This window comes from Streptomyces exfoliatus, from assembly GCF_000725545.1.
Taxonomy (GTDB): domain Bacteria; phylum Actinomycetota; class Actinomycetes; order Streptomycetales; family Streptomycetaceae; genus Streptomyces; species Streptomyces exfoliatus.
The window spans coordinates 131,902-156,170 of the sequence record NZ_JNZP01000029.1 but is presented as its reverse complement, the minus strand read 5'-3'; the positions used below and the strand labels follow the sequence as shown (position 1 = coordinate 156,170).

Sequence of the window (24,269 nt, the reverse complement as noted above, 5' to 3'; positions counted from 1 at the left end):
GTACCGTCTGTTACGTGCAGGACGCAGAGGCCTGTGCGGGGTATCCGGGGCAACGAATCGGACACGGACCGCTACCAGAACCTGCGCAACGACAGCGACACCCTCCGCTACCTGTTCAAGATCCGCTTCAATCCCCGGGTGCGCCGGCGCCGACTGGGGGGACACCTCGGACCTCCACGACCCGCAGGTGACCGGGGAGCGGGACACGATGTTCCCGTGGTACGAGGGAGCGACCGGCCGCCTCGAGCGGTACAACCCCATCCTGCTCTGGCGGCAGCTCGCCGGCGGCGACGGCTGTGTCCTCGCGTCATGTGACGACGCCCTGCCCGTGACCCCGGGAAAGGGGCCACCGGCAGGGCGTCCGCGGCACTCAGGAGCAGACCGCGCCGTTCACCGTGAACCGCGTCGGCACCGCGTTCGCGCCCGAGTACGTCGCCTGGAACCCGAACTCGGCGCTGCCGCCCGGCGCCAGCGACCCGTTCCACCCGGAGTCCCGGACGGTCACCGCACTGCCGGACTGGCTCGCCGTCGCGTTCCAGGCGCTGCTGATCCGCTGGTCACCCGCGAAGCTCCACCCGGCCGTCCAGCCGGAGAACGCCGACGTCCCGGTGTTCTTCACGGTCACCGTCGCCGTGAAGCCGTTGCCCCACGAACTGGCCACCCGGTACGTCACCGCACAGGACGCCGAGGGCGGCGCCGTGTCGTCGTCCGTCTCGGTGGCCGTGAACGTCGCCGACCGCACTCCGTTCCCGGCCGCGCCGAACGTCGCGCTGCCCGCCACCGCGTCCCCGTCCTGCGCGGCGGACACCGAGACCTGCTGCGTCGTGGCCCAGTTCGCGGGCGTGAACACCAGCGTCGTACCCGCCGTCGCGGACAGGTCCTCGTCGCCCGCCGACCGGGCCACCGTCACCGTGACCTCCTGCGCGGGCGCGGCCGACAGCCGGACCCCCACCGTCGCCGAACCGCCCTCCGGAACCGTCACCGCGGCGGGCGTCACCTGCACCGCGGGCGTCGCCGGGGCGTCGCGCCGCTCCGCGGCGAAGGCCGCCAGCCACGCCAGCGCCGAGTTCCAGTTGATCGCCACCTCGTTCGTGGCGTACGAGCCGATGTCGTCCACGTAGCAGGCGGCCGGCGCGCAGCCGTTCAGCCGCTCCTTCGCCACCGGGTCATCCAGCCCCGCGTTCGGCCCGCCCGCGAAGGAACCGGCCGGCGGGTGCGGCAGCGAGGCGTCGTTCTGGTGCGCCCAGAAGCGGTGGTGCTGGTTCTCGGAGGCGCGCTCGCCGTACCCGGTGACGTACGAGCGGTCCAGGGCGTTGCGGCCGAGCAAGTAGTCGAGCGACTCGAGGGCGCCCGCCCGGTAGCGCTGCGCACCGGTCAGTTCGTACGCCACGGCCAGTGTCATCGCGTTGTTGGCGACGGCGCTGTTCGATCCCCACACGTAGCCCGTGGCGGGGATCGGCACGGCGTAGCCCTGGCCGGCCGCGGTGGACAGATGGCCGTCGGCCGCGGCCGTCAGCGTGCCGCGCACCCGTGTCACGTCGTCGGCCGGAAGGGACACGCCGGCGACGGTGGCGAGGGTGATCCGGCCCAGCGTCGCCGTACCGCCCCACCAGGGGCCGTCGGCGGGCTTGGTGTGGTGCGGGGACGAGGTCACGGCGTCCCGGTACTGCGACTCACCGGTGGTGGCGAGCAGTTCGGCGGCGGCCCAGTAGAACTCGTCCGAGACGTCGGCGTCCTCGTACGCGCCGCCGCCGGCGTTGTCGCTCGCGGGGGCGAGCACGTTCGGGTTGGCCTTGGCGGCCGCCCAGGCGACACGGGCGGCGTCCAGGCAGCGGGCGGCGAAGGCGGCGTCGTGCGGCGCGTACACCCGGGCGCACTGGGCGGCCGTGGCCGCCAGGTTCAGCGTGGCCGCCGTGGACGGACGGTGCAACTCGCGCACCTTGTCGTCCAGTTCCGGGCGCGTCGGTACGGCGGTCCACTGGGCGTCGTGCATCTTGTGGAAGGCCATGCCCGCCGAGGGCCGGCCTGCCGGGACCTGCATCCGCATCAGGAACTCCAGCTCCCAGCGGGCCTCGTCCAACACGTCCGGCACCCCGTTGCCGCGCTCCGGCACCCGCAGCGTCGAGTCGCCGAGCGCGGCGTCGCCGCCGGAGCGGCGCGCCCGCTCGTAGGAGTTGACGACCTGCCAGGTCGCGATGCCGCCGTTGACCACGTACTTGCCGTGGTCGCCCGCGTCGTACCAGCCGCCGCGGACGTCCAGCCGGTAGTCGCACACCCCGGCCTGGCACGGCACGCTGGTGTCGCCCTTGTTCGGGGCCACGCCGAGGTGCCCGGCGGGGCGGGCGTAGGCGCTGCCCGCCAGGGCCGCGTCGATCGCGACGCCGCTGCGCTGCTGGTAGAAGAACGACATGCTGTCGGCGCGCAGCCCGTCGTACAGCGAGGCGGAGATGTCGAACGGGTGACTGGCCTGACCGCCGGCCACCAGGGTGAAGCCCGTGCCCGTGCCGGTGAAGGCGCCGAAGTCCACCAGATGGGTCGACTGGCCGGACGCCTGATCGGCGCCGCGCACCGCGGTGCTGCCCGACGCGACCTGGGTGCCGGAGGCGTCGCGGAGCTGCCATGTGAGCGGCGAAGTCGCGGAGCTGACCACGGTGGCCCGTTTCGGGCCGTCGGGCAGGTAGCCGAGCTGGTTGACCCGGACGGGGGATTCGGCGGGCGCCGCGAGAGCGGCCGGGCTCGCCGCGCGGGCGGAGTCCGCCGCGAGGGCGGTGCCCGTCAGGGTGCCGGCGGCCAGGGCCAGGCCGGCGACCGCGGCGGCCGCGCGGCGCGACGCGCCGCGGAGGAGGAGAGGAGGCACGGGTGGGGCCTTCCACGAATGGGGACGGGGTGATGGGAGCGCTCCCATATGCATCAAGCCAGGGTTGTAGGTGTCCCGTCAAGACGCGTGTACGGAATGATCCGTCGACCCGGCCGGCGGGCCCCGGCCATGCGTCCGCCCGAGGGGGAGGTGCCAGAACGGCGGCGCGACCAGGGGAGGGGGAGGAGGACCGTGTCGGAAGACCGCGCCGAAGAGCCTTCGAAGGAAGGCGACAGCGGGGGCGGTGGCGGACCGGTGTCGGTGACGATCGCGTTCATCGCCGAGTCGGCGGGCGTCTCCGTGCCCACTGGTGCCGTGCCTCGCAAGGCGGAGAAGGGCGCCATGGCGGAGCCATGGCAACCGACGACAACGCGGCGAGGTGCGGTGCCGGACCCCGCGAGCCCGGCATGATCCAAACGAAAGGCCCTAGGTCCACCAGCCGCTGGCCGAGATGGCGAAGGCCGCCACCGAGATCGCCCTGGCCCTCGGCCGCGGCGAGGAGGTGCCGCAGCTGGGCCTGGAGATCGCGACCACCCTCACCGTCCGGGAGAGCACGGCTCCGCCGAAGCCGAAGCCGAAGCCGAAGCCGAAGCAGTAGCAGTAGCCGCAGTCCGCGGAGGCCGGGCGGTCCGCGTACTCCGGCCGGTCCGCGCCCTGATCCCGGTCACGCCGACTGCCCCGGCTCGTAGTCGAACCAGTCGAAGTGGACGGTGCCGGCCGCGGCGTACATGCCGATGACCCGGCCGGTGAAGCCTCCGGCCACCTCGGTCGACAGGTAGCGCCCGTCGAGCGTGGCAAGCACGGCGAACGTTCCGTCCGGCTCCTCGACGCCGAAGGAGAGCAGATCGGGTCCCGTCCGCGCGTCCCCCGGCGGCTGCGGCGCGATGTCGAGGCCGAGGACCACCGGCCCCGCCGGTACCGGGGCCGACGCCACCTCGGTGCGGAGCGGACCGATGCGGGCGAAGACCGTCACCGCTCCGGCCGTGGCCTCGATCTCGTAGTGGTGCCGCTCGTCGAGCCGGACGGCCAGGCCGCCGCGCCCCTCCGAGGCGTCGACCAGCGTGCGTACCCCGCAGGTCAGGTGCTGCTGGCGTCGGCCGGCGAACACCGCGTCGTCCGCGTCGAGGGAGTCGCCCGCGGCGTGGAGCGTCAGCCACCCGGACCGCTCCTTCGTCGTGCAGAGCCGCTCGGGGCGCTCGCGCAGCGAGACCCAGCAGGGCCGCAGCTCGGCCTGGTCGAAGTCGTCCCTGACCGGAGCGCCGGGACCGGGACGGAGCGGCCAGGCCGGTGCGGGCAGCTCGGTGGAGACCTTGCCGACGACCGGCCAGCCGTCGACCCAGTCGACCGGCGCGAGGAAGGTCTCGCGACCGAGTACGTGCCAGCCCGGGGTGCCGCCGCGCGGCCGGACGCCCAGCAGCACCATCCACCACGACCCGTCGGGAGCCTGGACCAGATCCGCGTGGCCGGTGTTCTGGACGGGGTGATCGGTGCTGCGGTGGGTGAGGATGGGGTTGCCAGGACCGGGTTCGAACGGACCGGCGGGCGCACGGCCACGGGCGATGGACACGCCGTGGCCACGCTCGGTGCCGCCTTCGGCGATGAGCAGGTACCAGTACTCCCCGATCCGGTACAGGTGCGGCGCCTCGGGGGCCGCGCCCCCGGTGCCCGACCACAGCTGGCGCGGCTCGCCGAGCGTCTCGCCGGTGACCGGGTCGAGACGGACCTGTGAGACCCCCGCGACGGTGCACCAGCAGGTGCCGTCCTCGTCCCAGGCGAGATCCGGGTCGATGCCGGGGACCCCGGGCAGCCTGACCGGGTCCGACCAGGGACCGGCCGGGTCGGTGGCGCTGAACAGCAGGTTGCCCTCGCCCCGTGCCACGTTGGTGACGATCAGCCAGAACCTGCCGTCGTGGTGGCGCAGCGTGGGTGCGTAGATGCCGCCCGATGAGGAGGTATCGAGGCGCAGCTGGCTCGGCCGGTCGAGGGCGTTGCCGATCTGGGTCCAGTGCACCAGGTCGCGGCTGTGGAAGACGGGGATGCCGGGGAAGTACTCGAAGCTGGAGCAGACGACGTAGTAGTCGTCGCCCACGCGGCAGATGCTGGGATCGGGGTGGAACCCGGGAATCACGGGGTTGGTGACCGTTTGCTGAGCTGACACGTGATCAGTCCCTGTCGGCGGATGCGGATGCGGATGCGGATGCGGATGCGGATGCGGATGCGAGTGCGGACGCGTATGCGGTTGTCGGGACGGCGAGTCGGAGCAGCACGGCGACGGGCCCGTGAGCAGGGTCAGGGGGGCACCGGGCCGCGGGTCGCCCGGGGCGTCTCAGCGGGCGCGCAGCACCGCGCGGCCGCCGGGCTCCAGGCGGACGACCCGGCCGCCCGTCAGCAGGTCGTGCGCGGGCTCCGGCAGCGGCACGGGGTCGGCGCGGTGGTTGATCAGCACGTGCCAGCGCCGCCCGTCCTCGGCGTGACGGGTGACGGCCTCGACACCGGACGGCAGGCCCGGGAGCTCCTCGGTCACCCCGGCCTCGTCGAGCAGCCGGGCGACCAGGGCCGCGTAGCCGGCGTCGTCGAGACGGGTGGAGAGGTACCAGCCGGCCCCCGCCCCGAACCCGCGGCGGGTGAGCGCGGGGCTGCCGGCGAGCATCCCCCCGGTGTACGTGGCGAGGGCCTCGGCGCCCTCCGTACGCAGGGACTCGCTCCAGACGGTGGCGCCCGAGCCGTCGGACAGGACGATCTCCTCGTCCCGCCCCAGCGGGCGGTACTCCTCGACCCGGATGCCGAGGGCCTCACGGAGCGGTGCGGCCGGGTAGCCGCCGAGGCGGGCGTGGAGGCGCTCGTCGACGGCACCGCTGTAATGCTGGACAAGCAGCGTTCCGCCGCCGGCGACATAGCGGTTCAGGTTCGCGGCACCCGCGTCGGACAGCAGGAACAGGGCGGGGGCGAGGACGAGCCGGTAACGGCTCAGGTCGTGCTCGGGGTGCGCGAAGTCGACCGTGACACCGGCGTCCCACAGGGCCCGGTGGGCGCGGCGGAGCGTGGAGTGGTAGTCGAGGTCCTCCGACGGCAGACCGTCGACCTCCAGGGCCCACCAGGCGTCCGCGTCGTGCAGGACGGCGACCTCGGCCCGGACGGTGGAGCCGGCGAGCTCGCCGAGCCGGGAGACTGCCTCTCCGACGGCCGTGACCTCGCGGAAGACGCGGCTGTCGGGACCGGCGTGCGGGACCATCGCCGAATGCCACTGCTCGGCTCCGGCCCGGGACTGCCGCCACTGGAAGAACAGCGCGCCCTCCGAACCGCGGGCGATGTGGCCGAGGCTGTGGCGGGCGATGTCGCCCGGTTCCTTGCCGAGGACGCGGTCGCCGCCGTAGACGGTGTTCGTGCCCTGCTCCATCAGGAGCCAGGGGGCGCCGCCGCCGAAGGAGCGGGCCCGGTCGGCGCCGAAGGCGGTGTCGGCGGCGGCGTCCACCCCGGGCGCGGCCGGGTAGTGGTCGACGGAGACCAGGTCGACCTCGCGGCCGAAGGCCCACAGATCCAGGTTCTGGTAGCCGGGCAGCATGAGGTTCGTCGTCACCGGCAGGTCGCTGTGGGCGCGGATCGCGTCGCGCTGCTCGCGGTACGCGGCGAGGGCCTCGTCCGACCAGAAGCGGCGGAAGTCCAGGGCCTGGCCGGGGTTCTTGTGCCACTGGGTGGCGCGGGGCGGCTGGATCTGCTCCCACGCGGTGTACCGCTGGCTCCAGAAAGCCGTCCCCCACGCCTCGTTGAGGGTGTCGAGGGAGCCGTGGCGGGCCCGCAGCCAGACCCGGAAGGCGGCCGCGGTGTGCTCGCACCAGCAGAGGGTCGCGTACTCGTTGTGCACGTGCCACAGGGCCAGGGCCGGGTGGTCGCCGTAGCGTTCGGCGAGGGCGTCCGCGACGCGGCGGGCGGCCCGGCGGTAGGCGGGCGCGGCGAGGCAGTACGTGTCCCGGCTGCCGTGGGTCAGACGGGTGCCCTCCGGCGTGACCGGCAGGGCGTCGGGGTGGGCCAGGGTGAACCAGGGCGGCGGGGACGCGGTCGGGGTGGCGAGGTCGACGGCGACGCCGTTGGCGTGCAGACGGTCGAGGTGGGCGTCGAGCCAGCCGAAGTCGTAGCGGCCCTCATCGGGTTCGAGCAGGGCCCAGGAGAACACGCCGACGGTGGCCAGGTTGACCCGCGACCGGCGCATCAGTTCGTCGTCCTCCTTCCACACCTCCTCGTCCCACTGCTCCGGGTTGTGGTCCCCGCCGAACGCGAGGCCGTCGAGCCGATCGGTGAGCCGGCGCATCTGCATGTCGAACGATCTCTCTGGTCGTGGGTCAACGGTGGGAGTTCCGGCGCGGGGCCGGAGCGGTGCTTTCGCGGACGACCAGTTCCGGTGCCATCAGGTGCAGTACGTCCTCCGGCCCGCCGCCCCCGGCCACCGCGGTGATCCTGGCCAGGACCTGTGCGACGGCCGCCCGCCCGAGTTCCTTCTGCGGGCCGGTCACCGATGTGAGCCGGGGGGAGTGCTGGTCGGCCAGCGGCTCGGGGCAGATGGCGACGACCGAGGCGTCCTCCGGCACGATCCGCCCGCCGGCGCGCAGCAGACTGAGGAGCGGTCCGATCGCCGCCTCGTTCTGGACCACGAAACCCGTGGTGTCCGGCCGGTCGGCGAGGATGCGGGACAGGGTGCCCGCGGTGCTCTCGTACGTGCCCTCGCACGGCCGGTGCAGGAAGCGCAGGCCGCGCCGCTCGGCGCGCTCGCGGAAGCCGGTCAGCGTGCGCTCGGCGTAGCCTGCGTGCCGCCGGTACACCCCGCTGCCGTAGCCGACGAAGGCGACGTCGCGGTGGCCCAGGTCGGCCAGGTGGTCCGCGCAGAGCGCGCCCGCCAGGGCGAAGTCGTTGTCGACGCAGGAGAGTCCGGCCGGGTTTTCGGGCAGGCCGATGAGCGCGGCCGGGGTGTCCAGGGTGCGCAGGACCCTGACGCGGTCGTCGTCCAGCGTGACGTCCATGAGGATCACGCCGTCGGCGAGTCCGCTGGCCGCCACCCGCCACCCGCCCTCGGCGCCTTCGTCGTTGGTGAGCAGCAGGACGTCGTAGCCGTGCTCGCGGGCCGTCACGGTGACCGCGATGGCGATCTCCGTCATCGTCGGCACGTACTCCTCGGTGTGGAGCGGCACCACCAGGGCGATGATGTGCGAGCGTCTGCCGGCCAGGGCCCGGGCGCCCGCGTGGGGGTGGTAGCCGAGCACGGTGATGGCCCGCTCGTGACGATCAGCAGCAGCAGGACGAAGCGGTGTCCGAGCGACCGGGGCCGGGAGAGGCCGTAGGCGCACAGGATCGACACGACCATGGACACCGCCGTGCCGACCACGGTGATGCCGAGGCTCACGATGAGCGCGCTGAGGACCGTCGAGTCCTCCAGCATCTGGACGTACGAGGCGGTCGTCAGGCCGTCCGGCCAGAGCACCAGGCCACCGGCCCGGTTGATCGCCCCGGGAGTGGAGAAACTCGGCAGGACGATGATCCACAGCGGTACCAGGACGACGGCGAGCGTCGCCCCGATGGTGAGGCCCTTGGCCGCTCGGCCGACGGGGGTCGGCGGCTCCTCCGAGGCCGACCGGCTGCTGTGGGCCGGACTTCGGCGGACCTTCGGCCCGCCGCGCTCGTCGCCGCTGGGCCTGATCGTGAGGGTGTTGGTCATTTCCGGTACAACCCGTCCTCGCCGAAGACGTGCGCCAGCCCGTTGGCACCCCAGATGAGCAGCAGCGAGAGCACGCTCTTGACGAGGCCGGCCGCCGCGCCGTAGCTGTAGTCGCCGGTGGCGATGCCGTAGTGGAAGGAGAAGGTGTCGAGGACGTCCGCGGCGTCGTGACCCACCGCCTCGCGTTGGATCAGGAACTGCTCGAAGCCGACCGAGAGCGCGTTGCCCAGGCGCAGCACCAGCATCAGCACGGTCACCCCGCGCAGGCCCGGCAGGGTGATGTGCCACATCCGCCGCATCCGCCCCGCGCCGTCGGCCGCCGCCTCGTACAGCTCGTTGTTGATGGCGCTGAGGGCCGCGAGGAAGACGCCGCCTTCAGGCCCTTCGCGGTGTTCGTACCGGTCTTCCGGTCCGCGCCGCCGCCGCACGCGGTCAGCAGCGGCGCCATGTCGGCGGCCCCGGCGATCGTGGCGGCGGCGTTCACGAAGGTTCTGCGGTTCAGCTCGGTTCTCATGCGGGAGGACCCTTCCTCGTCGAAGTGTCGAAGCGTGTCGATGTGCCGAAGGTGTCGAAGCGTGTCGAAGGTCCGGAGTGCCCACGGTGCCGAGTCGTCGAACGTGTCGAAGGGTCGAACGCGCCGATGCGTCGAAGCGTCGAAATGTCGAAGCGCTTGGATGCTTCGGCGAGGCTAATGACGCGTTTCCCATTCGGCAAGAGCCTGAACAAATTGAAAATTCTTGAGTGCTGGGGGAGTTGACACCCCTACCGGTCCATGTCAGCGTCGAAGCGCTTCGATGTGCGATCGCATCGCCCAGCCTGCAAGGGGTTGTCCACGTGAGTTCCCTGTCCGCGTCCGCGACCGATCGGCCTCCCTTCCGCGATCCCTCGCTCCCTTTGCGTCAGCGCGTCGACGACCTGCTGGAACGGCTCACGCCCGACGAGCGGATCGCGATGCTCCACCAGTACGCGCCGGCCGTTCCGCGTCTCGGCGTCGGCTCGTTCCGCACCGGCAGCGAGGCACTCCACGGCGTCTCCTGGCTGGGGGCGGCGACCGTCTTCCCGCAGGCCGTCGGACTCGGCGCCACCTGGGACGAGGAACTGGTCCGCCAGGTCGCCGAGGCGACCTCCGTCGAACTGCGCGCCTTCCACGACCACCGCCCGGCGGTGATCGCCCCCGACCGCGCCCCCATCAGCCTCCAGGCCTGGGCGCCCGTCCTGAACCTGCTGCGCGACCCGCGCTGGGGGCGCAACGAAGAGGGCTACTCCGAGGACCCGGAGCACACCGCACGCCTCGGCGAGGCCTTCTGCCGGGGTCTGTCCGGCGACCACCCGACCTACCTGCGCGCGGCCCCGGTGCTCAAGCACTTCCTCGCCTACAACAACGAGGACGACCGCTGCGTCACCTCCTCGGGGCTGCGCCCGCGCGTCCTGCACGAGTACGACCTCGCCGCCTTCCGCCCCGTCGTCGCCTCCGGCGCCGCGACCGGCGCCATGGCCGCGTACAACCTCGTCAACGGCCGCCCCTGCCACGTGAGTCCGCTCATCGCGACGGAACTCCGCCGCTGGGCGGAGCCGACAGGGCACGAGCTGTTCGTGGTGAGCGACGCCGAGGCCCCGTCGAACCTCGTCGACCCCGAGCGGTACTTCGACGACCACGCCGTGTCCCACGCGACGGCGCTCAAGGCCGGCATCGACAGCTTCACCGACAGCGGCGAGGACGGCGAGAGGCCGATCGGCCGACTGCGCGAGGCGCTGGAACGCGGCCTGATCGACCAGGACGACGTGGACCTGGCGGTCCGCCGGCAGCTGGAGATCCGCTTCCGTCTCGGCGAGTTCGATCCGGATCTCGACCCGTACGCGGGGACGGGACCCGAGGTCATCGACTGCGCCGAGCACCGCGCCCTGGCGCGGCACGCGGCGACCGAGTCGGTGGTCCTGCTCAAGAACGACGGACTGCTGCCGCTCGACCCGGCCGCCACCCGGCGCGTCGCCGTCGTCGGCCCGCTCGCCGACACCCTGTGCGAGGACTGGTACAGCGGCACCCTGCCCTACCGGGTCACCGTCGCCGACGGACTCGCGGCACGGCTCGCCGCCCACGGCGGCGAGGTGATCCGCGTGGACGACTCCGACCGGATCACGCTCCGCTCCCGCACCACCGGCGAACTCCTGTGCAAGACGCCGTTCGACGTCGTCGACTGGGGCCGCGGCGTGGTCACGCTGCGCGCCGCCGACACCGGCCGCCACCTCAGCCTCAAGGACGACGCCTCACTGGCGGCGGACCGGGAACTGCTCAAGACCTGGGAGATCCACGAGACCTTCCGCCTGGAGCAGGCGGGGGACGGCGACATACGGCTGCGCTCGGTACTCACCGGTCGCTACGCCACCGTGGACCCGACGGACGGCCGGGTGACCGTCACCGCCGAGACCGCGGACGCCGCCGAACACTGGCACCGCGAGCTGCTGCGCGACGGCGTGGCCGAGGCGCGCGCGGCGGCCGAATCCGCCGACGCGGCGATCGTCGTCCTCGGCAACCACCCCATGATCAACGGCCGGGAGACCGAGGACCGCTCGGGCATCGAGCTGCCCGAGCGGCAGGAGGAGCTGCTGCGCACCGTCGCGGCCGTCCGCCCCGACACGGCGCTCGTGGTGATGAGCAGCTACCCGTTCGCCGTCGACCGGGCCGAAGAACACCTGCCCGCCGTGGTGTGGACGTCCCACGGCGGGCAGGAGACCGGCCACGCGCTCGCCGCCGCACTGCTCGGGTACGCCGAGCCCGCGGGCCGCCTGCCGCAGACCTGGTACCGGGGCGACGACCCGCTGCCGGAGCGGCTCGACTACGACATCATCAAGGCCGGCTGGACCTACCAGTACCACCGGGCCGCCCCCCTCTACCCCTTCGGCCACGGGCTGTCCTACACCGACTTCACCTACCGTGACCTGCGCCTCTCCCAGGCGTCCGTCGCCCAGGACGGCACCGTCGACGTCACCGTGACCGTCGCCGACACCGGCACGCGGCCCGGCAGCGAGGTCGTCCAGCTCTACGTCCGGGCCCTGGACGCCCGCTACGACGCCCCCCTGCGACGCCTCGCCGACTTCCGCGAGGTCCGCCTCGCACCTGGCGAGAGCCGGGAACTGACCTTCCGGCTGCCGGCCGAACGCCTCGCCCACTGGGACGTGGCCACCGACGCCTTCACCGTCGACCCCGGCGCCTACGAGATCGCCGTGGCCCGCTCCGCCGCACACCCGGTCCTCACCGCACCCCTCACGGTGACCGGGCCCGCCCCCGCGCCCCGCGTGGTCGTCGGACGTCGAACCCTGACAGGCGACTTCGACGACCACGCGGACTCCACCCTGGTCGACGCCACCCGCACCAGCGGCGACGCCGTCACGCCCACCGATCCGGCCCGGCCCGCGACCCTGCTCTTCCGCGCCGCCGACCTCTCCGGAGCCGTACGCGTGGAGGTCGAGACCGCCCGCGAGGGCGGGGGACCGCGGGCGGCCCGGCTCGAGATCCACGCGGGAGAGCGGCTCCTCGCGGAGCTCGACGTGCCCGTCACCGGCGGCCCCTACACCTGGACGGCCGTCGAGACCGGCCTCGTCGCCCCGGTGGCCGGCGTCCACGACCTGCGCCTGACCCTGCACGGCGACTTCCGCGTGGCGGCCTTCCGCTTCGGGACGTCCGCCTGGGCCGGCGGCACGTCCGCTTAGACCGACGGTACGTCTCCAGACCGGCGGCCCGTTCGAGGGGGACGGGCCGCCACCCCGCCCACCCCGTACGCCCGGACCTGTGAGCCGGGCGTCCCGGCGTCACCCGAAGACCCGGACCACCCGACCGTCACCCCGTCACCCCGGCACCGCCATGACCAGAGGAATCCCATGCCGCTGACAGACTTCGGCCTCGACGAACTCGGCGACTACCGCCCGAAGTCGACCGCCCCCCACGACTTCGACGCCTTCTGGTGGCGGACCCTCGCCGCAGCCCGCTCGCAGGGCGGAGCCGTGACGGCCGAGCGGGTGACCGCCCGGCACCTGCTGCGCACCGTCGACGTCGACGACGTCCGCCTCCCCGGCTGGAACGGCGACCCGGTCGCCGCCTGGCTGCTGCGCCCGCGCGGCGCGTCCGGCCCCCTCCCGGTCGTCGTCACCTACATCGGCTACAGCGGCGGTCGCGGCCTGCCCACCGACCACCTGCTCTGGTCCGCGGCGGGCTATGCCCAACTCGTCGTCGACAGCCGGGGGCAGGGCCACGACACCCCGGACCGGCACGCGGGCGAGGGCACGCAGTGGAGCGAGGGCTTCATGACGCGCGGCATCGAATCCCCCGACCAGTACTACTACCGGCGCCTGATCACCGACTGCGTGCGCGCCGTGGACGCGGTCGCGGAGCTGCCCGGCCTCGACCCCGACCGGGTCGTCGTGGCCGGCGGCAGCCAGGGCGGCGGCCTGGCACTCGCCGTCGCCGGTCTCTCCGGGGACCGCGTGGCCGCGGTGCTGCCGGACGTCCCGTACCTGTGCCACTTCCGCCGCGCCGTCCAGATCAGCGGGGACGGCCCGTACCAGGAGATCGCCAAGTACCTGCGCTGGCACAGCCGGCACCGGGTGGAGCCGACGTTCACCACCCTCGACTACTTCGACGGCGTCCACTTCGCCCAGCGGGCCACCGCACCGGCGCTCTTCAGCGTGGGGCTCATGGACCCGGTCTGCCCGCCGTCCACCGTCTACGCCGCCTTCAACCACTACGCGGGCGAGGACCGCGCCATGACCGTCTGGCCCTTCGCCGACCACGGCGGCGGCTACGGATCCAACCCGCCCGTCCAACTCGACTGGCTGCGCGAACGCGGCCTCGGAACGGAGCTCTGACCGCGATGTCCACCACACCCGAGCCCTCCACCCGCGCGGTTCCCGGCCTGCCCGCGGGCTTCCGCTTCGGAGCCGCCACCGCCGCCTACCAGATCGAGGGCGCCCACGACGAGGACGGCCGCGGCCCGTCCATCTGGGACACCTTCAGCCACACCCCGGGCCGTACGCTCGGCGGAGCCACCGGTGACACGGCCTGCGACCACTACCACCGCCACCCCGAGGACATCGCCCTGCTGCGCGAGCTCGGCGTGGACGACTACCGCTTCTCCATCGCCTGGTCCCGCCTGCTGCCCGAAGGAACCGGACCGGTCAACCAGAAGGGCCTGGACTTCTACGACCGACTGATCGACCAGCTGCTCGCCGCCGGAGTCGCACCGGCCGTCACCCTCTACCACTGGGACCTGCCGCAGGCCCTGGAGGACCGGGGAGGCTGGCGTACCCGGGAGACCGCCGAGGCGTTCGCCCGGTACACGGCCCTCGCCGCCGAGCGCTACGGCGACCGGGTGGAGCGCTGGATCACCCTCAACGAGCCGTACTGCTCCGCCTTCGTGGGCCACGCCGAAGGACGCCACGCCCCCGGCACCGAGGAGGGCCGCGGCGCGCTCGCGGCCGCCCACCACCTCCTCGTCGCCCACGGCCTCGCCGTACGCGAACTGCGCGCCGCGGGCGCCCGCGAGGTCGGGATCACCCTCAACCTCGACCGCGTCCACGCCGCCTCCACCCGCCCCGAGGACCTCGCCGCCCTGCGCCGCGCCGAGGTCCTCCACAACGAGGTCTGGACCGAGCCGCTCCTCGCCGGCCGCTACCCCGCGTACGAGGAGGAGACCTGGGCCGGTCTCGCCGAAGGGCCCTGGCGACGGCCGGGTGACCTGGAGCTGATCGGCGCCCCCCTGGACTTCCTCGGCGTCAACTTCTACCGCCCGATCACCGTGGCCGCCGCCCCCCACCGCGCCGAGGACCCCGAGGCCCGCACGGCCGTCGACATCGGTGTCATCGAGCTGGACCCGTACGGGACCCGGCACACCACCATGGGCTGGCCCGTCGTCCCCGAGGCGCTCACCGAGCTGCTCCGCGCGCTCCACGCCCGCCATCCGGGGCTTCCGCCCGTCTGGATCACCGAGAACGGCTCCGCCGAGACCGACACCCTCGACGCCGACGGCCGGATCCGCGACGACGAGCGGATCGCCTACCTCGCCGACCACCTCGCCGCCGTCGCCGACGCCGTCGCCGCCGGGGTGGACGTACGCGGCTACTTCGCGTGGTCGCTGCTCGACAACTTCGAGTGGGCGCGCGGCTACGACCAGCGCTTCGGCCTGGTGCACATCGACTACGACACCCTCACCAGAACGCCCAAGGACAGCTTCCGCTGGTACCAGGGCATGATCACCGCGCACCGCGCGCGGACGGAGGAAACCACCCGATGAAGTTCACCGACGGGTACTGGCTGATGCGCCCGGGTCGCACCGCACGCTATGCCACCGAGGTCGCGGACGTCCGCGCCGACGAACACCGGGTGACGCTCTACGCGCCGGTGAAGCACGTGCGCCGCCGCGGCGACACGCTCAACAGCCCGCTCCTCACCGTCGAGTGCTGGTCGCCCGCCGAGGGCGTTATTGGCGTGCGCACCACCCACCACGCCGGCTCGGTACGGTCCGGGCCCGAGTTCGCGCTGCCCGGCGCGGAGCAGGGCGCGGGAAAGGTGCGGCGGGACGGCGGCGTCGTCGAGCTCAGCGCCGGAGACCTCACCCTGCGGGTGGACACGTCCGCGCCGTGGAAGCTGGAGTTCACCGCCGACGGGCGGGTCCTCACCACCGTGGGCGAGCGCGGCACCGCCTTCGTCACCGACGACGAGGACCGCCACTTCATGCTCGGCCAGCTCTCCCTCGGAGTCGGCGAGTTGATCTACGGCCTCGGGGAGCGGTTCACCCCCTTCGTCAGGAACGGCCAGACGGTCGACATCTGGCAGGCCGACGGCGGCACCAGCAGCGAACAGGCCTACAAGAACGTCCCCTTCCACCTCACCAACCGGGGCTACGGCGTCTTCGTCAACCACCCCGGCAAGGTCAGCTACGAGGTCGGCACCGAGGCCGTCGGCCAGGTCCAGTTCAGCGTCGAGGACCAGTCGCTGGAGTACTTCGTCGTCCACGGCCCGACCCCGAAGCGGATCCTGGAGCGCTACACCGCGCTCACCGGCCGCCCCGCCCTGCCCCCGGCCTGGGCCCTCGGACTCTGGCTGACCACCTCCTTCACCACCGACTACGACGAGGCCACCGTCAACCGCTTCGTCGGCGGCATGGCCGAGCGCGGCATCCCCCTGAGCGTCTTCCACCTCGACTGCTTCTGGATGCGCGAGTACCAGTGGTGCGACTTCGAGTGGGACCCCGACACCTTCCCCGACCCGGCCGGCATGCTGGCCCGGCTCAAGGACCAAGGGCTGAGGATCAGCGCCTGGATCAACCCCTACATCGCCCAGAAGTCCGCCATGTTCGAGGAGGGCATGCGCCTCGGACACCTCGTCCGGCGTCCGGACGGAAGCGTCTGGCAGTGGGACCTGTGGCAGCCCGGCATGGCCCTGGTCGACTTCACCGACCCGGCCGCGCAGGAGTGGTACATCGCCAAGCTGCGCACCCTGCTCGACCAGGGGGTGGACTGCTTCAAGACCGACTTCGGCGAGCGCATCCCCACCGACGTGGTCTGGCACGACGGCTCCGACCCGGAGCGCATGCACAACTACTACACCCACCTGTACAACCGGGCCGTCTTCGAGCTGCTGCGCGAGGTACGCGGTGAGGGCGAGGCCCTGCTCTTCGCCCGCTCCGCCACTGCGGGCGGACAGCAGTACCCGGTGCACTGGGGCGGCGACTGCGAGTCGCACTTCAACGCCATGGCCGAGTCGCTGCGCGGCGGACTCTCCCTCGGCATGTCCGGCTTCGGCTTCTGGAGCCACGACATCGGCGGCTTCGAGGGCACCCCCACCCCCACCGTGTTCAAGCGCTGGGTGCAGTTCGGGCTGCTCTCCTCGCACAGCCGCCTGCACGGCAGCAAGTCCTACCGCGTCCCGTGGGACTACGGGGAGGAGGCCGTCGACGTCACCCGCGCGTTCACCCTGCTCAAGCACCGCCTCGCCCCCTACCTCCAGCGCGCCGCCCAGCAGGCGCACGCCACCGGCATCCCCGTCATGCGGGCCATGGTCCTGGAGTTCCCCGACGACCCCGCCGTCGGCACGCTCGACCGGCAGTACATGCTCGGCGACGACCTGCTCGTCGCCCCCGTCTTCACCGACGACGGCACGGTCGAGTACTACGTGCCCGAAGGGCCGTGGACGAACGTCCTGACCGGTGCCCGGATCGAGGGGCCCCGCTGGGTCCGCGAGCGGCACGACTTCCACACCCTGCCGCTGCTCGCCCGCCCCGACTCGGTGGTCCCGCTGGGCGCCGACGACCAGCGCCCGGTCTCCGACTGGGCGGACGGAGTCGAGCTGCGGGTGCACTCCTTCGCCGACGGCGCCGAGCGGACCCTCGTGATCCCGCGCTCCGACGGCCCCGGCGAGGCCGCCCGCTTCAACCTGCGCCGCCGGGGCGACCGCCTCCACGTCACCACCGACAGCCGGCGGCCCTGGCACCTGCGTATCGGCGGCCCGGACGGAAGCGTGCACTCCCAGCCCGCCGACACCTTGGAGGCGGACCTCCCGTACCCCGCCTGAACCGGCGGCGAGAGGTGTGCGGTGGCCGGGCGCATGCGCCCGGCCACCGTGCCGGATCAGCCGCGCGGGCGGACCCGCAGCCCGCTCATGCCGCCGTCCACGACGAGATCGGTGCCGGTGGCGGCGCCGGCGAGCGGGCCGCCGGACAGGCGATGGCGGCGGCCGCCTGATCGGCGGAGACCAGGCGCCCGGTGGGCTGGCGGGCTTCGAGAGCGGCCCGTCCGGCGAGGGAGTCGTCGGCCTGCGCCAGGAGCCGGTCCACCCACGGCGTCGCCACCGTGCCCGGGTTGACGCCGGTGACCCTGGTGCCGCTGTGCGCCGCCCGCGGAGTCGGTGTCCTCGTCGGCGGGGCCTTCAACAGCGGCGTGCTCGCGAACCCGCATGCCGGGGTGATGTACGACGACGCCTCCGCCTCCGCCTCCGTGCTCCGGGCCGCACGGGAACTCGCCCTGCACGGCGCGGAGCGGGAGGTAGGCCGACAGGTTGGAGAACTCGTCGTACGACGCCCCCGCCGCCGCCACGAGACGCGCGGGTCCCGGCTCGTGGCGCGCCCTGGCCTCCTGGTCGGCGTAGCCGGTGCGGGGGCCGAGGACGAGATGCCCGCCGGCGTGGGCGTAGGCCGCGAACCAGTCGAGCAGCGACTCCTCGGCGAGGTAGAGCCCGGGGACGACGAGGACGGGGTGGCGTGCCGCGGCGACGTCCGGTGCCAGGCCCGCCCGCTCGCCGCGGGCGTCGTGGAGCTGGCGGGCGTGCAGGACCCGCACCTGACGGCCGGCCTCGAACGGGCCGCGGTAGAAGGGGTCGAAGAGGCGGTGGTACGAGGAACCGTCCTCCCCGCCGTCCGCCGTGGCGAGCGGCGGGTACTTCTGCATCAGCCACTTGCTGGGCATCGAGTAGACCATCGCGATGTCGGCGTCGGGATCGATCCCGGCGGCCAGCGCTCCGGCTGTCTCGAACTCGGCGCCCAGGCGGGCGAGTTCGGCGTAGACGCGGCCCGGGCGGCCGCTGTGCGGCAGGATGCCGCCCCAGTACGTCTCGGCGCCGAAGTGCAGGGTGTGCCAGTGCCCGTGCGTGCACCTCGGGACGTTGTGGGGCCCCGGCCGCCGACGGGGAGGCCGGCGGCCGGGGAGGGGAGGGTACGGGTCAGGCGAGGGTGCCGGTCACCGTGGTGCCGGACTTCGTGACCTTGTAGGTGACGGTCTGGCCGCTGTAGAAGTGGAAGACCAGCGTCGCCGTGACCCCCTCGCGGAGCGAGCTGAGGAAGTCGGGGGTCAGGGTGATCGCGCCGTTCGCGTAGTCCGGCGAGAAGGCCCTCCTGAACTCCTGGTACGGCGTCCAGTCCGTCGGGCCGGCGTTGGTGCCGTCGGCGTACGTGGAGTGCATGGTCGCCAGGTTGTTGCCCCGGTACTGGGTGGGAACGGCGAACGCCGTGGAGGTGCCGGTGGTGTTCGACAGCACCGGAGCGTCGTTGGTGACGACGTCGATGTTCCAGGGCAGCCCGCTGGTGAACCGGGCCTGGAGCGTCGCGTTGACGCCGTAGGCGCGGTTGCCGACCAGGCGGGTCAGCGCGTTGGCGGTGAGGGTCAGCCGGGTGCCGGACACGGTGTAGTCCCGTCCCGCGACCAGCTTGGTGCCGCCCTGCCACACCCCGCGGAAACTCGTGCCGTTGAGGTTCAGGGTGAGCGACTTGGCCGTGATCGGTGCCGACTTCGGCACGAAGACCTTGTCGAAGGAGGCGGTCCCCGAGCGGGTGGTCCAGCTCGACTTGATCCAGTCGAACAGGGCCTGGTCACGCCACTGCAGGGTGTCGCGGTTCAGGTAGCCGAACGGGTCCCACAGGGCGGTGGTGACGCCGACGGCACGCGCCGTGTGGTTGACGTGCTCGTAGTACTTCAGCGCCTCGCCCCGCTCGGTCCGGTCGGGGTGGAAGTGGTTCGGGTAGTCGAGCAGACCGTACTCACCGATGTAGACCGGGATGCCCCGGGCGACGAAGGTCGTGCGGATGTTGGCGAAGGTGTCGTCCAGGTGCTTCTGCGCGACGGCGTCGTAGAGGGTGCCGCCCGCCACGTTCACGCTGAACGGGTACCAGCTGTAGAAGTGCACCTGCGCCACGAGCTGGCTGTCGTTCAGCCCGGCGATCGTGGTGTAGAGGTCGTTCATGAAGGCCGGTTCGGGGGCACCGGCGGGCGTGGTCAGGCTCAGCAGACGGTTCGCGTTCATGCCGCCCGAGGCGCGGACCAGGCGGTGGAACGAGGTCTGCAGCTCCCTCAGGTACTGGAACTTCTGCGCTTCCGTGGCGTTGGCGAAGCTCGGCTCGTTGATGCCCTCGAAGACCAGGGTGCGCGGGGCTTCCCGGAAGGTCGTGGAGATCTGGGACCAGGTGGAGTTGAACCGGGCCATCACGTTGTCGTGGTCGCTCGTGATCTTCTCGACCCACATCCACGAGTCGTGGTGGACGTTGAGCACGACGTACAGGCCGCTCTCCAGCGCCCAGTCGACGAGCTGCTTGACGCGGGCCATGTACGTGGCGTCGATGGTGTACGGCGCGGTGGCGGACTGGTGGTCGCTCCAGGTCACCGGGATGCGGACACTGCGGAACCCGTCCGCGGCGACCTTCTCGAACGTCGCCTTGGTGGTCTGCCCGTTGCCCCAGGAACCCTCGTCGGGAATGGCGTCCAGGGTGTTGCCCAGGTTCCAGCTGGGCTGCATCGCGGCGACGACGTCCTTGGCGGAGGCCGGTACCCAGACCGCGTGTGACGGCTTCTCGGCGTCGTCGGGCGCGGCGAACGCGGTGCCGCCCGACAGCCCCAGCATGACGAAGAGCGCCAGCGCGAGGGCGATCAGGCGGCCTGGGCCCCGGCCGCGGTGGCGCGCCGGCTGCCGTATGTCGTTCATGGATCGTTCCTTTCGCGGGGCCGAGCCCCTCGGTCGGGAGTGGGGGGTTGATCCGAGTGCTGGTCAGGCGGCGCCGAAGGGCGACGCCGGCCTTCCCCAGAGGATGCGTCGAAGCGCTTCGCTGGCCGCCGAAAGTAACGGACAAGTTTCGTGCGAAACAAGGGCTTTGACGGAAGGAAACTTTCTTGAGACCGCCCAATTGACAGGGCGTGAGGGCGATGCGATTGTCGATGCGCTTCGACTCGCGGCATGAAAAAGGGCCGGCGCCCCGCCCGGGCAATGCCCCCGGGCGGGGTGCCGGCCTACGCCGGGCGGGAACGGGCGACGGACTGGGCTCAGCGGTTGAACGTCAGGCGCGGGGCCGCGTTGCGGGCCAGCGAGTGCACCTGGTCGGCCCACCAGGTGCCGGCGGGCGGGTCCACGATGCCGTACTCGGGGTCGATGGTGCCGCCGGTGTTGCGCGTGCAGCTGCCGTCGGACTCACCGGGGATCTTGATCCACAGGTAGGCGTCGACGAGCGGGACCCCGGTGTCGGCGGTGGGGCGTGCCCCGAGGCCGCGGCCGGGTGCGTTGCACCAGATCTCCGGGTCACCGGTGTACTTGCCGGGCTCGGGGGTCCAGGCGCCGAGGCCGTTGCGGCTCGTGTCGATGACGAAGTGGTGCAGCGCGTCGGTCGCCGGGGTGCCCACGTTCTGGTCGAACCAGGCGTCCGTCCAGCGCCAGGTGGTGGGGTTGGCGGAGTCGACGGCGTTGCCGGGGGCGCCGTCGTTGGGTGCGGCGGGGGAGTAGTACTGGGTCGCGCACCAGTCCGCGTGGCCGCGTGCGTACTCCGGCCCCTCGGTGGCGAACCACATGCACTTGGCTATCCAGGTGCCGTACCTGGCGTTGTGGTCGGTGGGGTGGGTGTTGGACACGTTCAGGGCGAAGCCGTCGCTGTGCTCGACCCCGGCGTCGAGCAGCCGTTGCGCCATGTCACCGACGGACCGCCACAGGACGTTCCCCGCGTCCAGGTAGACCGCCGTGCGGGGCTTGGCCTTGAGGGTCCTGACGGCGTACTCGAGATCGGCGATGCGGGTGGCGGTGAGTTCACCGGTCGGGTCCACGGTCGGCCCGCAGTCCTTGGGCAGGAGGGCCAGGCCGTCGGGCTCGACGACGACCACCGCCTTGTTGTCACCGATCCCGGCGGCGAAGGCGTCGATCCACTGCCGGTAGGCGGCGGAGGACGCGGCGCCGCCGCTGGAGTACTGCGTGCAGTCCCGGCCCGGGACGTTGTAGGCGACCAGAACGGGGGTCCGGTCGACCCACCGCGCCTTGCGGACGAGCCTGTTCACCTCGACGCGGACCTCCCCGGGCGTGCCCTCGGTGAACCAGTCGGCCTGCGGCCAGCTCGCCAGCCTGGCCATGTTCGCGGCGTTCGCGAAGTCGCCGTTGCGGAAGTCGACGAGAGCCTGCCCGGCGGCCTTGCTGTGCGGGTCCACGTAGAACTTCGTGGCCGGGGTGACCACGTCCTGCGCGGGTGCGGCCTGCGTCTGCGTCTGCGCCTGTGCCTGTGTCGCGGTGAGGGCGGCGAAGGCGGCGACCGCGGCGATTGCGGCGGTCGCACGGCGCCGTAGGCTGCGTGGCTTCATGAATGCTCCTGGTCGAAGGATGGAGGGAGTCAGGGCGGAGGGGGTCAAGGCGGCGGGGATCAGAACGGAGAGGTCAGGGGTGGATGGTCCCTGTGGCCCGGTCGCGGGGCGGGCTGTACCGGGCCACAGGAGTCGGGGGTCAGTAGCCGTAGATCATCTTGTAGGCGACCTCGGGGAGGAACTGTCCGGCGGAGGAGCCCGCTCCGACACCGCAGTTGCCGTCGGACTCGCCCGGGGCCTTGATCCACAGGAGCATCTCGGCGCCACCGCCCAGCCGGGTCGGGGTGCCGATGCGGCGGCCCGCCGCGTTGCACCACTCGCCGTTGGCGCCGTTGCCGTTGCGGCTGGTGTCGACGACGAACGGCTTGGTGTAGCCGTAGCGCGCGCTGAGTTCGCTGTTGACGGAGTTTCCGTAGGCGGTGTTCTGGGCGGTGGTGAAGTAGTTGGAGATGTTGAGCGAGAAGCCGTGGGCCTGCCGGAGGCCGGCTTCGTGGAGGCGCTGGGCCATCGCCGCCGCGCTCACCCAGCCGGGGTTGCCGGCGTCGAGGTAGACCCAGGTGTTGGGCGCCTGGCGGTTGAACTCGGCGAGGGCGCCGGTGATCATGCCCTCGCGTTCGCGGATCTGGGTCTGGTTCATGCAGCCGTAGTCCGCGATGGCGTCCGGTTCGAGGAGGACGACGGCCGGACGGTTGGCGATCCCGCCGGCGAACTGCGCGATCCAGGTCGCGTACGCGGAGGGCGAGGCGGCTCCGCCCGCGGAGTGCCCGCCGCAGTAGTCGCGGTGGTAGATGTTGTAGGCGACCAGGACGGGCAGCTTGTCCGCGTTGTCCGCGGCCCCCACGTACGCGCCCGTGGCGGTGCCGATGGTGCCGCTCCAGGCGCCGAACCAGCGGGCCATCGGCGTGTTGGCGAGGGAGGCGTTGATCGCGGGCGTCCGGCCGTCGGCGGGGTTGGCGGCGACCCACTGCTTCGCGCTGGAGTTGGGGTCCACGTAGAACCCGCTGGTCATGGTGGTCGGGTCGGCCGCGTGTGCGGACGGCGCGACGGTGAGCGTCAGCGGCAGCGCGAGGAGGGCTGCTGTGAGGGCACGGAATCTGCGGCGCATGACGGTACCTCGATTTCCTGACGGCGGACGCGCCGCACGCTCTCGTCCCGAGCGGGCGACGCACTGGGGAACTGCGGTGGTACGACGTCCCCGTGTGCCGGTGGCTCTTCGGCGGGGACACCACATCCTGGACCTACGGAGACTTGTGGAAGCGCTCCCACTGGAAGCGGTCCCAATAAGCACTCGATCGGCCTGGGGTTGTGGCCGGTATCGTGTGACGCCCCGCTCAGGCTGTCAAGTAGCCACTCGTAACCCGCACTTCACACGGCGGCCCGAAAGGTTTACAGTCCTGGAACTGGAAGCGCTCCCAGTTTTCCGGTCGGTGCACGAGACCCCCGGGGCGCAACCGTCGGGCCACGAGAGAAGAGGGCAGTTCATGACGGAAGGTGTGCCACGCCGGCAGTCGACACTCGACGAGGTGGCCGAGCTGGCGGGCGTGTCGCGATCGGTCGCCTCTCGTGTGCTCAACAACGCCCCGCACGTCAGCCGGGCCAAACGCGAGGCGGTCGAACGGGCCGTCCACCGGCTCGGGTACGTACCGAATCCGACCGCTCGCGCGCTGGCGACCCGTCAGACCGGGGCTGCCGCCCTGGTCGTCTCGGGAGAGGATCCGTCGATCTTCGCGGATCCGTTCTTCGCACAGGTGATCGTGGGGGCTTCGGCCGCCCTGGAGGACGCCGATCTGCACCTCATGCTCTGCCTGGCCGCCTCCGACCGGGGCCGCAGGCGAGTGGAGCAGCTCCTCCGGTCCAAGGGCGCCGACGGTGTGATGCTGATGGCGCTGCGCGAGGACGACCCGCTGTCCCGCATGGCCGAAGAGGCGGAGATGCCCGTCGTGTTCGGCGGCCGCCCGGTCGGTTTAGACCCTCGCTGGTACGTGGACGTCGACAACGTCGGCGGAGCGCGCCAGGCGACCGAGCACCTGATCTCGGCCGGCCGGACCCGGGTGGCCACGATCGCCGGGCGCCTGGACACCGAGGTCGGTCGGGCACGGTACCGCGGCTACCGGGACGCCATGCTGGCGGCGGGCCTCGATCCGTACCCGCCGGAGGTCGGGGACTTCACCGAGTCCACCGGCGCCGCCGCCATGGCGGCGTTGCTGGCGCGCCATCCCGACCTGGACGGGGTGTTCGCCGCCAACGACAACATGGGAGCCGGGGCGCTGCGTGCGCTGCGCGAGGCGGGCCGGCCGGTCCCCCGTGACGTCGCCGTGGTCGGCTTCGACGACCTGGCCGTCGCCCGGATAGCCGATCCGCCGCTGACCACGGTTCATCAGCCCATAGAGGCTCTCGGAAGGGAGATGGCCCGCATGCTCGTCGCGCTCATCGGCGGGCAGGATCCCACCCCTCTCATCCTCCCCACGCGTCTGGTCACGCGCGCCAGCGCCTGACAGACGCCCCTGCGGGCCTGCCCGCGAGCAGTGCCCCCTGCCGTCCCGGCCTTCACCCTTGACAGGCCGTCAGAGGGACGGCAGGGTTTCGATGCCATGTTTTGGGAGCGCTCCCAATCCGGGAAGC

At 72.4% G+C, this 24,269-nt stretch carries 12 protein-coding genes and 3 pseudogenes; 6 read left to right on the top strand and 9 right to left on the bottom strand.

Annotated elements, in window-relative coordinates:
* Positions 1-370 precede the first annotated feature (370 nt).
* Positions 371-2,911: a glycoside hydrolase family 9 protein gene (locus IO20_RS0128950; protein ID WP_425423752.1), complete on the bottom strand. Its 2,541-nt coding sequence runs from the start codon at positions 2,909-2,911 to the stop codon at positions 371-373.
* 397 nt (positions 2,912-3,308) lie between these two features.
* On the opposite strand from IO20_RS0128950, the gene IO20_RS40425 reads away from it, so the two are divergent.
* On the top strand, positions 3,309-3,455 hold the full coding sequence (locus IO20_RS40425; protein WP_157850818.1) for a hypothetical protein: 147 nt from the start codon (positions 3,309-3,311) through the stop codon (positions 3,453-3,455).
* Positions 3,456-3,521: 66 nt separating this feature from the next.
* Here IO20_RS40425 and IO20_RS0128940 read toward each other — a convergent pair whose 3' ends face one another.
* The 4 genes and pseudogenes from IO20_RS0128940 to IO20_RS0128920 form a co-directional block, all read right to left on the bottom strand.
* Positions 3,522-5,015, bottom strand: coding sequence for a glycoside hydrolase family 43 protein (locus IO20_RS0128940; RefSeq protein ID WP_030555129.1), 1,494 nt, complete (start codon positions 5,013-5,015; stop codon positions 3,522-3,524).
* Positions 5,016-5,183: 168 nt separating this feature from the next.
* On the bottom strand, positions 5,184-7,169 hold the full coding sequence (locus IO20_RS0128935) for a beta-galactosidase (protein ID WP_030555127.1): 1,986 nt from the start codon (positions 7,167-7,169) through the stop codon (positions 5,184-5,186).
* A gap of 25 nt (positions 7,170-7,194) precedes the next feature.
* Positions 7,195-8,130, bottom strand: a pseudogene (locus IO20_RS0128930) (LacI family DNA-binding transcriptional regulator); the annotation flags it as partial.
* A 427-nt stretch (positions 8,131-8,557) separates the two neighbouring features.
* Positions 8,558-8,929 (bottom strand): annotated as a pseudogene (locus IO20_RS0128920) (ABC transporter permease subunit); the annotation flags it as partial.
* 475 nt (positions 8,930-9,404) lie between these two features.
* Between IO20_RS0128920 and IO20_RS0128915 the strand changes: the two are divergent.
* The 4 genes from IO20_RS0128915 to yicI all read left to right on the top strand — a co-directional run bounded on the left by IO20_RS0128915 (position 9,405) and on the right by yicI (position 17,124).
* A complete protein-coding gene (locus IO20_RS0128915) occupies positions 9,405-12,269 on the top strand; it encodes a glycoside hydrolase family 3 protein (protein WP_030555119.1) in 2,865 nt (954 codons plus the stop codon).
* Between the two features lie 168 nt (positions 12,270-12,437).
* Positions 12,438-13,421 (top strand): acetylxylan esterase, encoded by a 984-nt coding sequence (locus tag IO20_RS0128910; RefSeq protein ID WP_030555117.1) that lies wholly within the window; start codon positions 12,438-12,440, stop codon positions 13,419-13,421.
* A 5-nt stretch (positions 13,422-13,426) separates the two neighbouring features.
* Positions 13,427-14,845, top strand: a complete 1,419-nt coding sequence (locus tag IO20_RS0128905) for a GH1 family beta-glucosidase (RefSeq protein ID WP_051874762.1) — start codon at positions 13,427-13,429, stop codon at positions 14,843-14,845.
* Entirely contained in the window at positions 14,842-17,124 is a 2,283-nt protein-coding gene (yicI, locus tag IO20_RS0128900; protein WP_030555113.1) for an alpha-xylosidase, read from the top strand. Before IO20_RS0128905 ends, yicI begins: the two co-directional genes overlap by 4 nt.
* 446 nt (positions 17,125-17,570) lie before the next feature.
* Here the strand turns inward: yicI and IO20_RS41620 are convergent.
* The 4 genes and pseudogenes from IO20_RS41620 to IO20_RS0128880 all read right to left on the bottom strand — a co-directional run.
* Positions 17,571-18,185: pseudogene (locus IO20_RS41620) on the bottom strand (beta-galactosidase trimerization domain-containing protein); the annotation flags it as partial.
* A gap of 82 nt (positions 18,186-18,267) precedes the next feature.
* On the bottom strand, positions 18,268-20,019 hold the full coding sequence (locus IO20_RS0128890) for a cellulase family glycosylhydrolase (protein ID WP_030555109.1): 1,752 nt from the start codon (positions 20,017-20,019) through the stop codon (positions 18,268-18,270).
* A gap of 335 nt (positions 20,020-20,354) precedes the next feature.
* Positions 20,355-21,647, bottom strand: coding sequence for a glycoside hydrolase family 6 protein (locus tag IO20_RS0128885; RefSeq protein WP_030555106.1), 1,293 nt, complete (start codon positions 21,645-21,647; stop codon positions 20,355-20,357).
* 139 nt (positions 21,648-21,786) lie between these two features.
* On the bottom strand, positions 21,787-22,752 hold the full coding sequence (locus IO20_RS0128880) for a glycoside hydrolase family 6 protein (RefSeq protein WP_030555104.1): 966 nt from the start codon (positions 22,750-22,752) through the stop codon (positions 21,787-21,789).
* 376 nt (positions 22,753-23,128) lie between these two features.
* On the opposite strand from IO20_RS0128880, the gene IO20_RS0128875 reads away from it, so the two are divergent.
* The gene (locus IO20_RS0128875) at positions 23,129-24,142 is read left to right on the top strand and encodes a LacI family DNA-binding transcriptional regulator (RefSeq protein WP_030555102.1); all 1,014 of its coding nucleotides are present in this window, start codon (positions 23,129-23,131) and stop codon (positions 24,140-24,142) included.
* Positions 24,143-24,269: the final 127 nt, after the last annotated feature.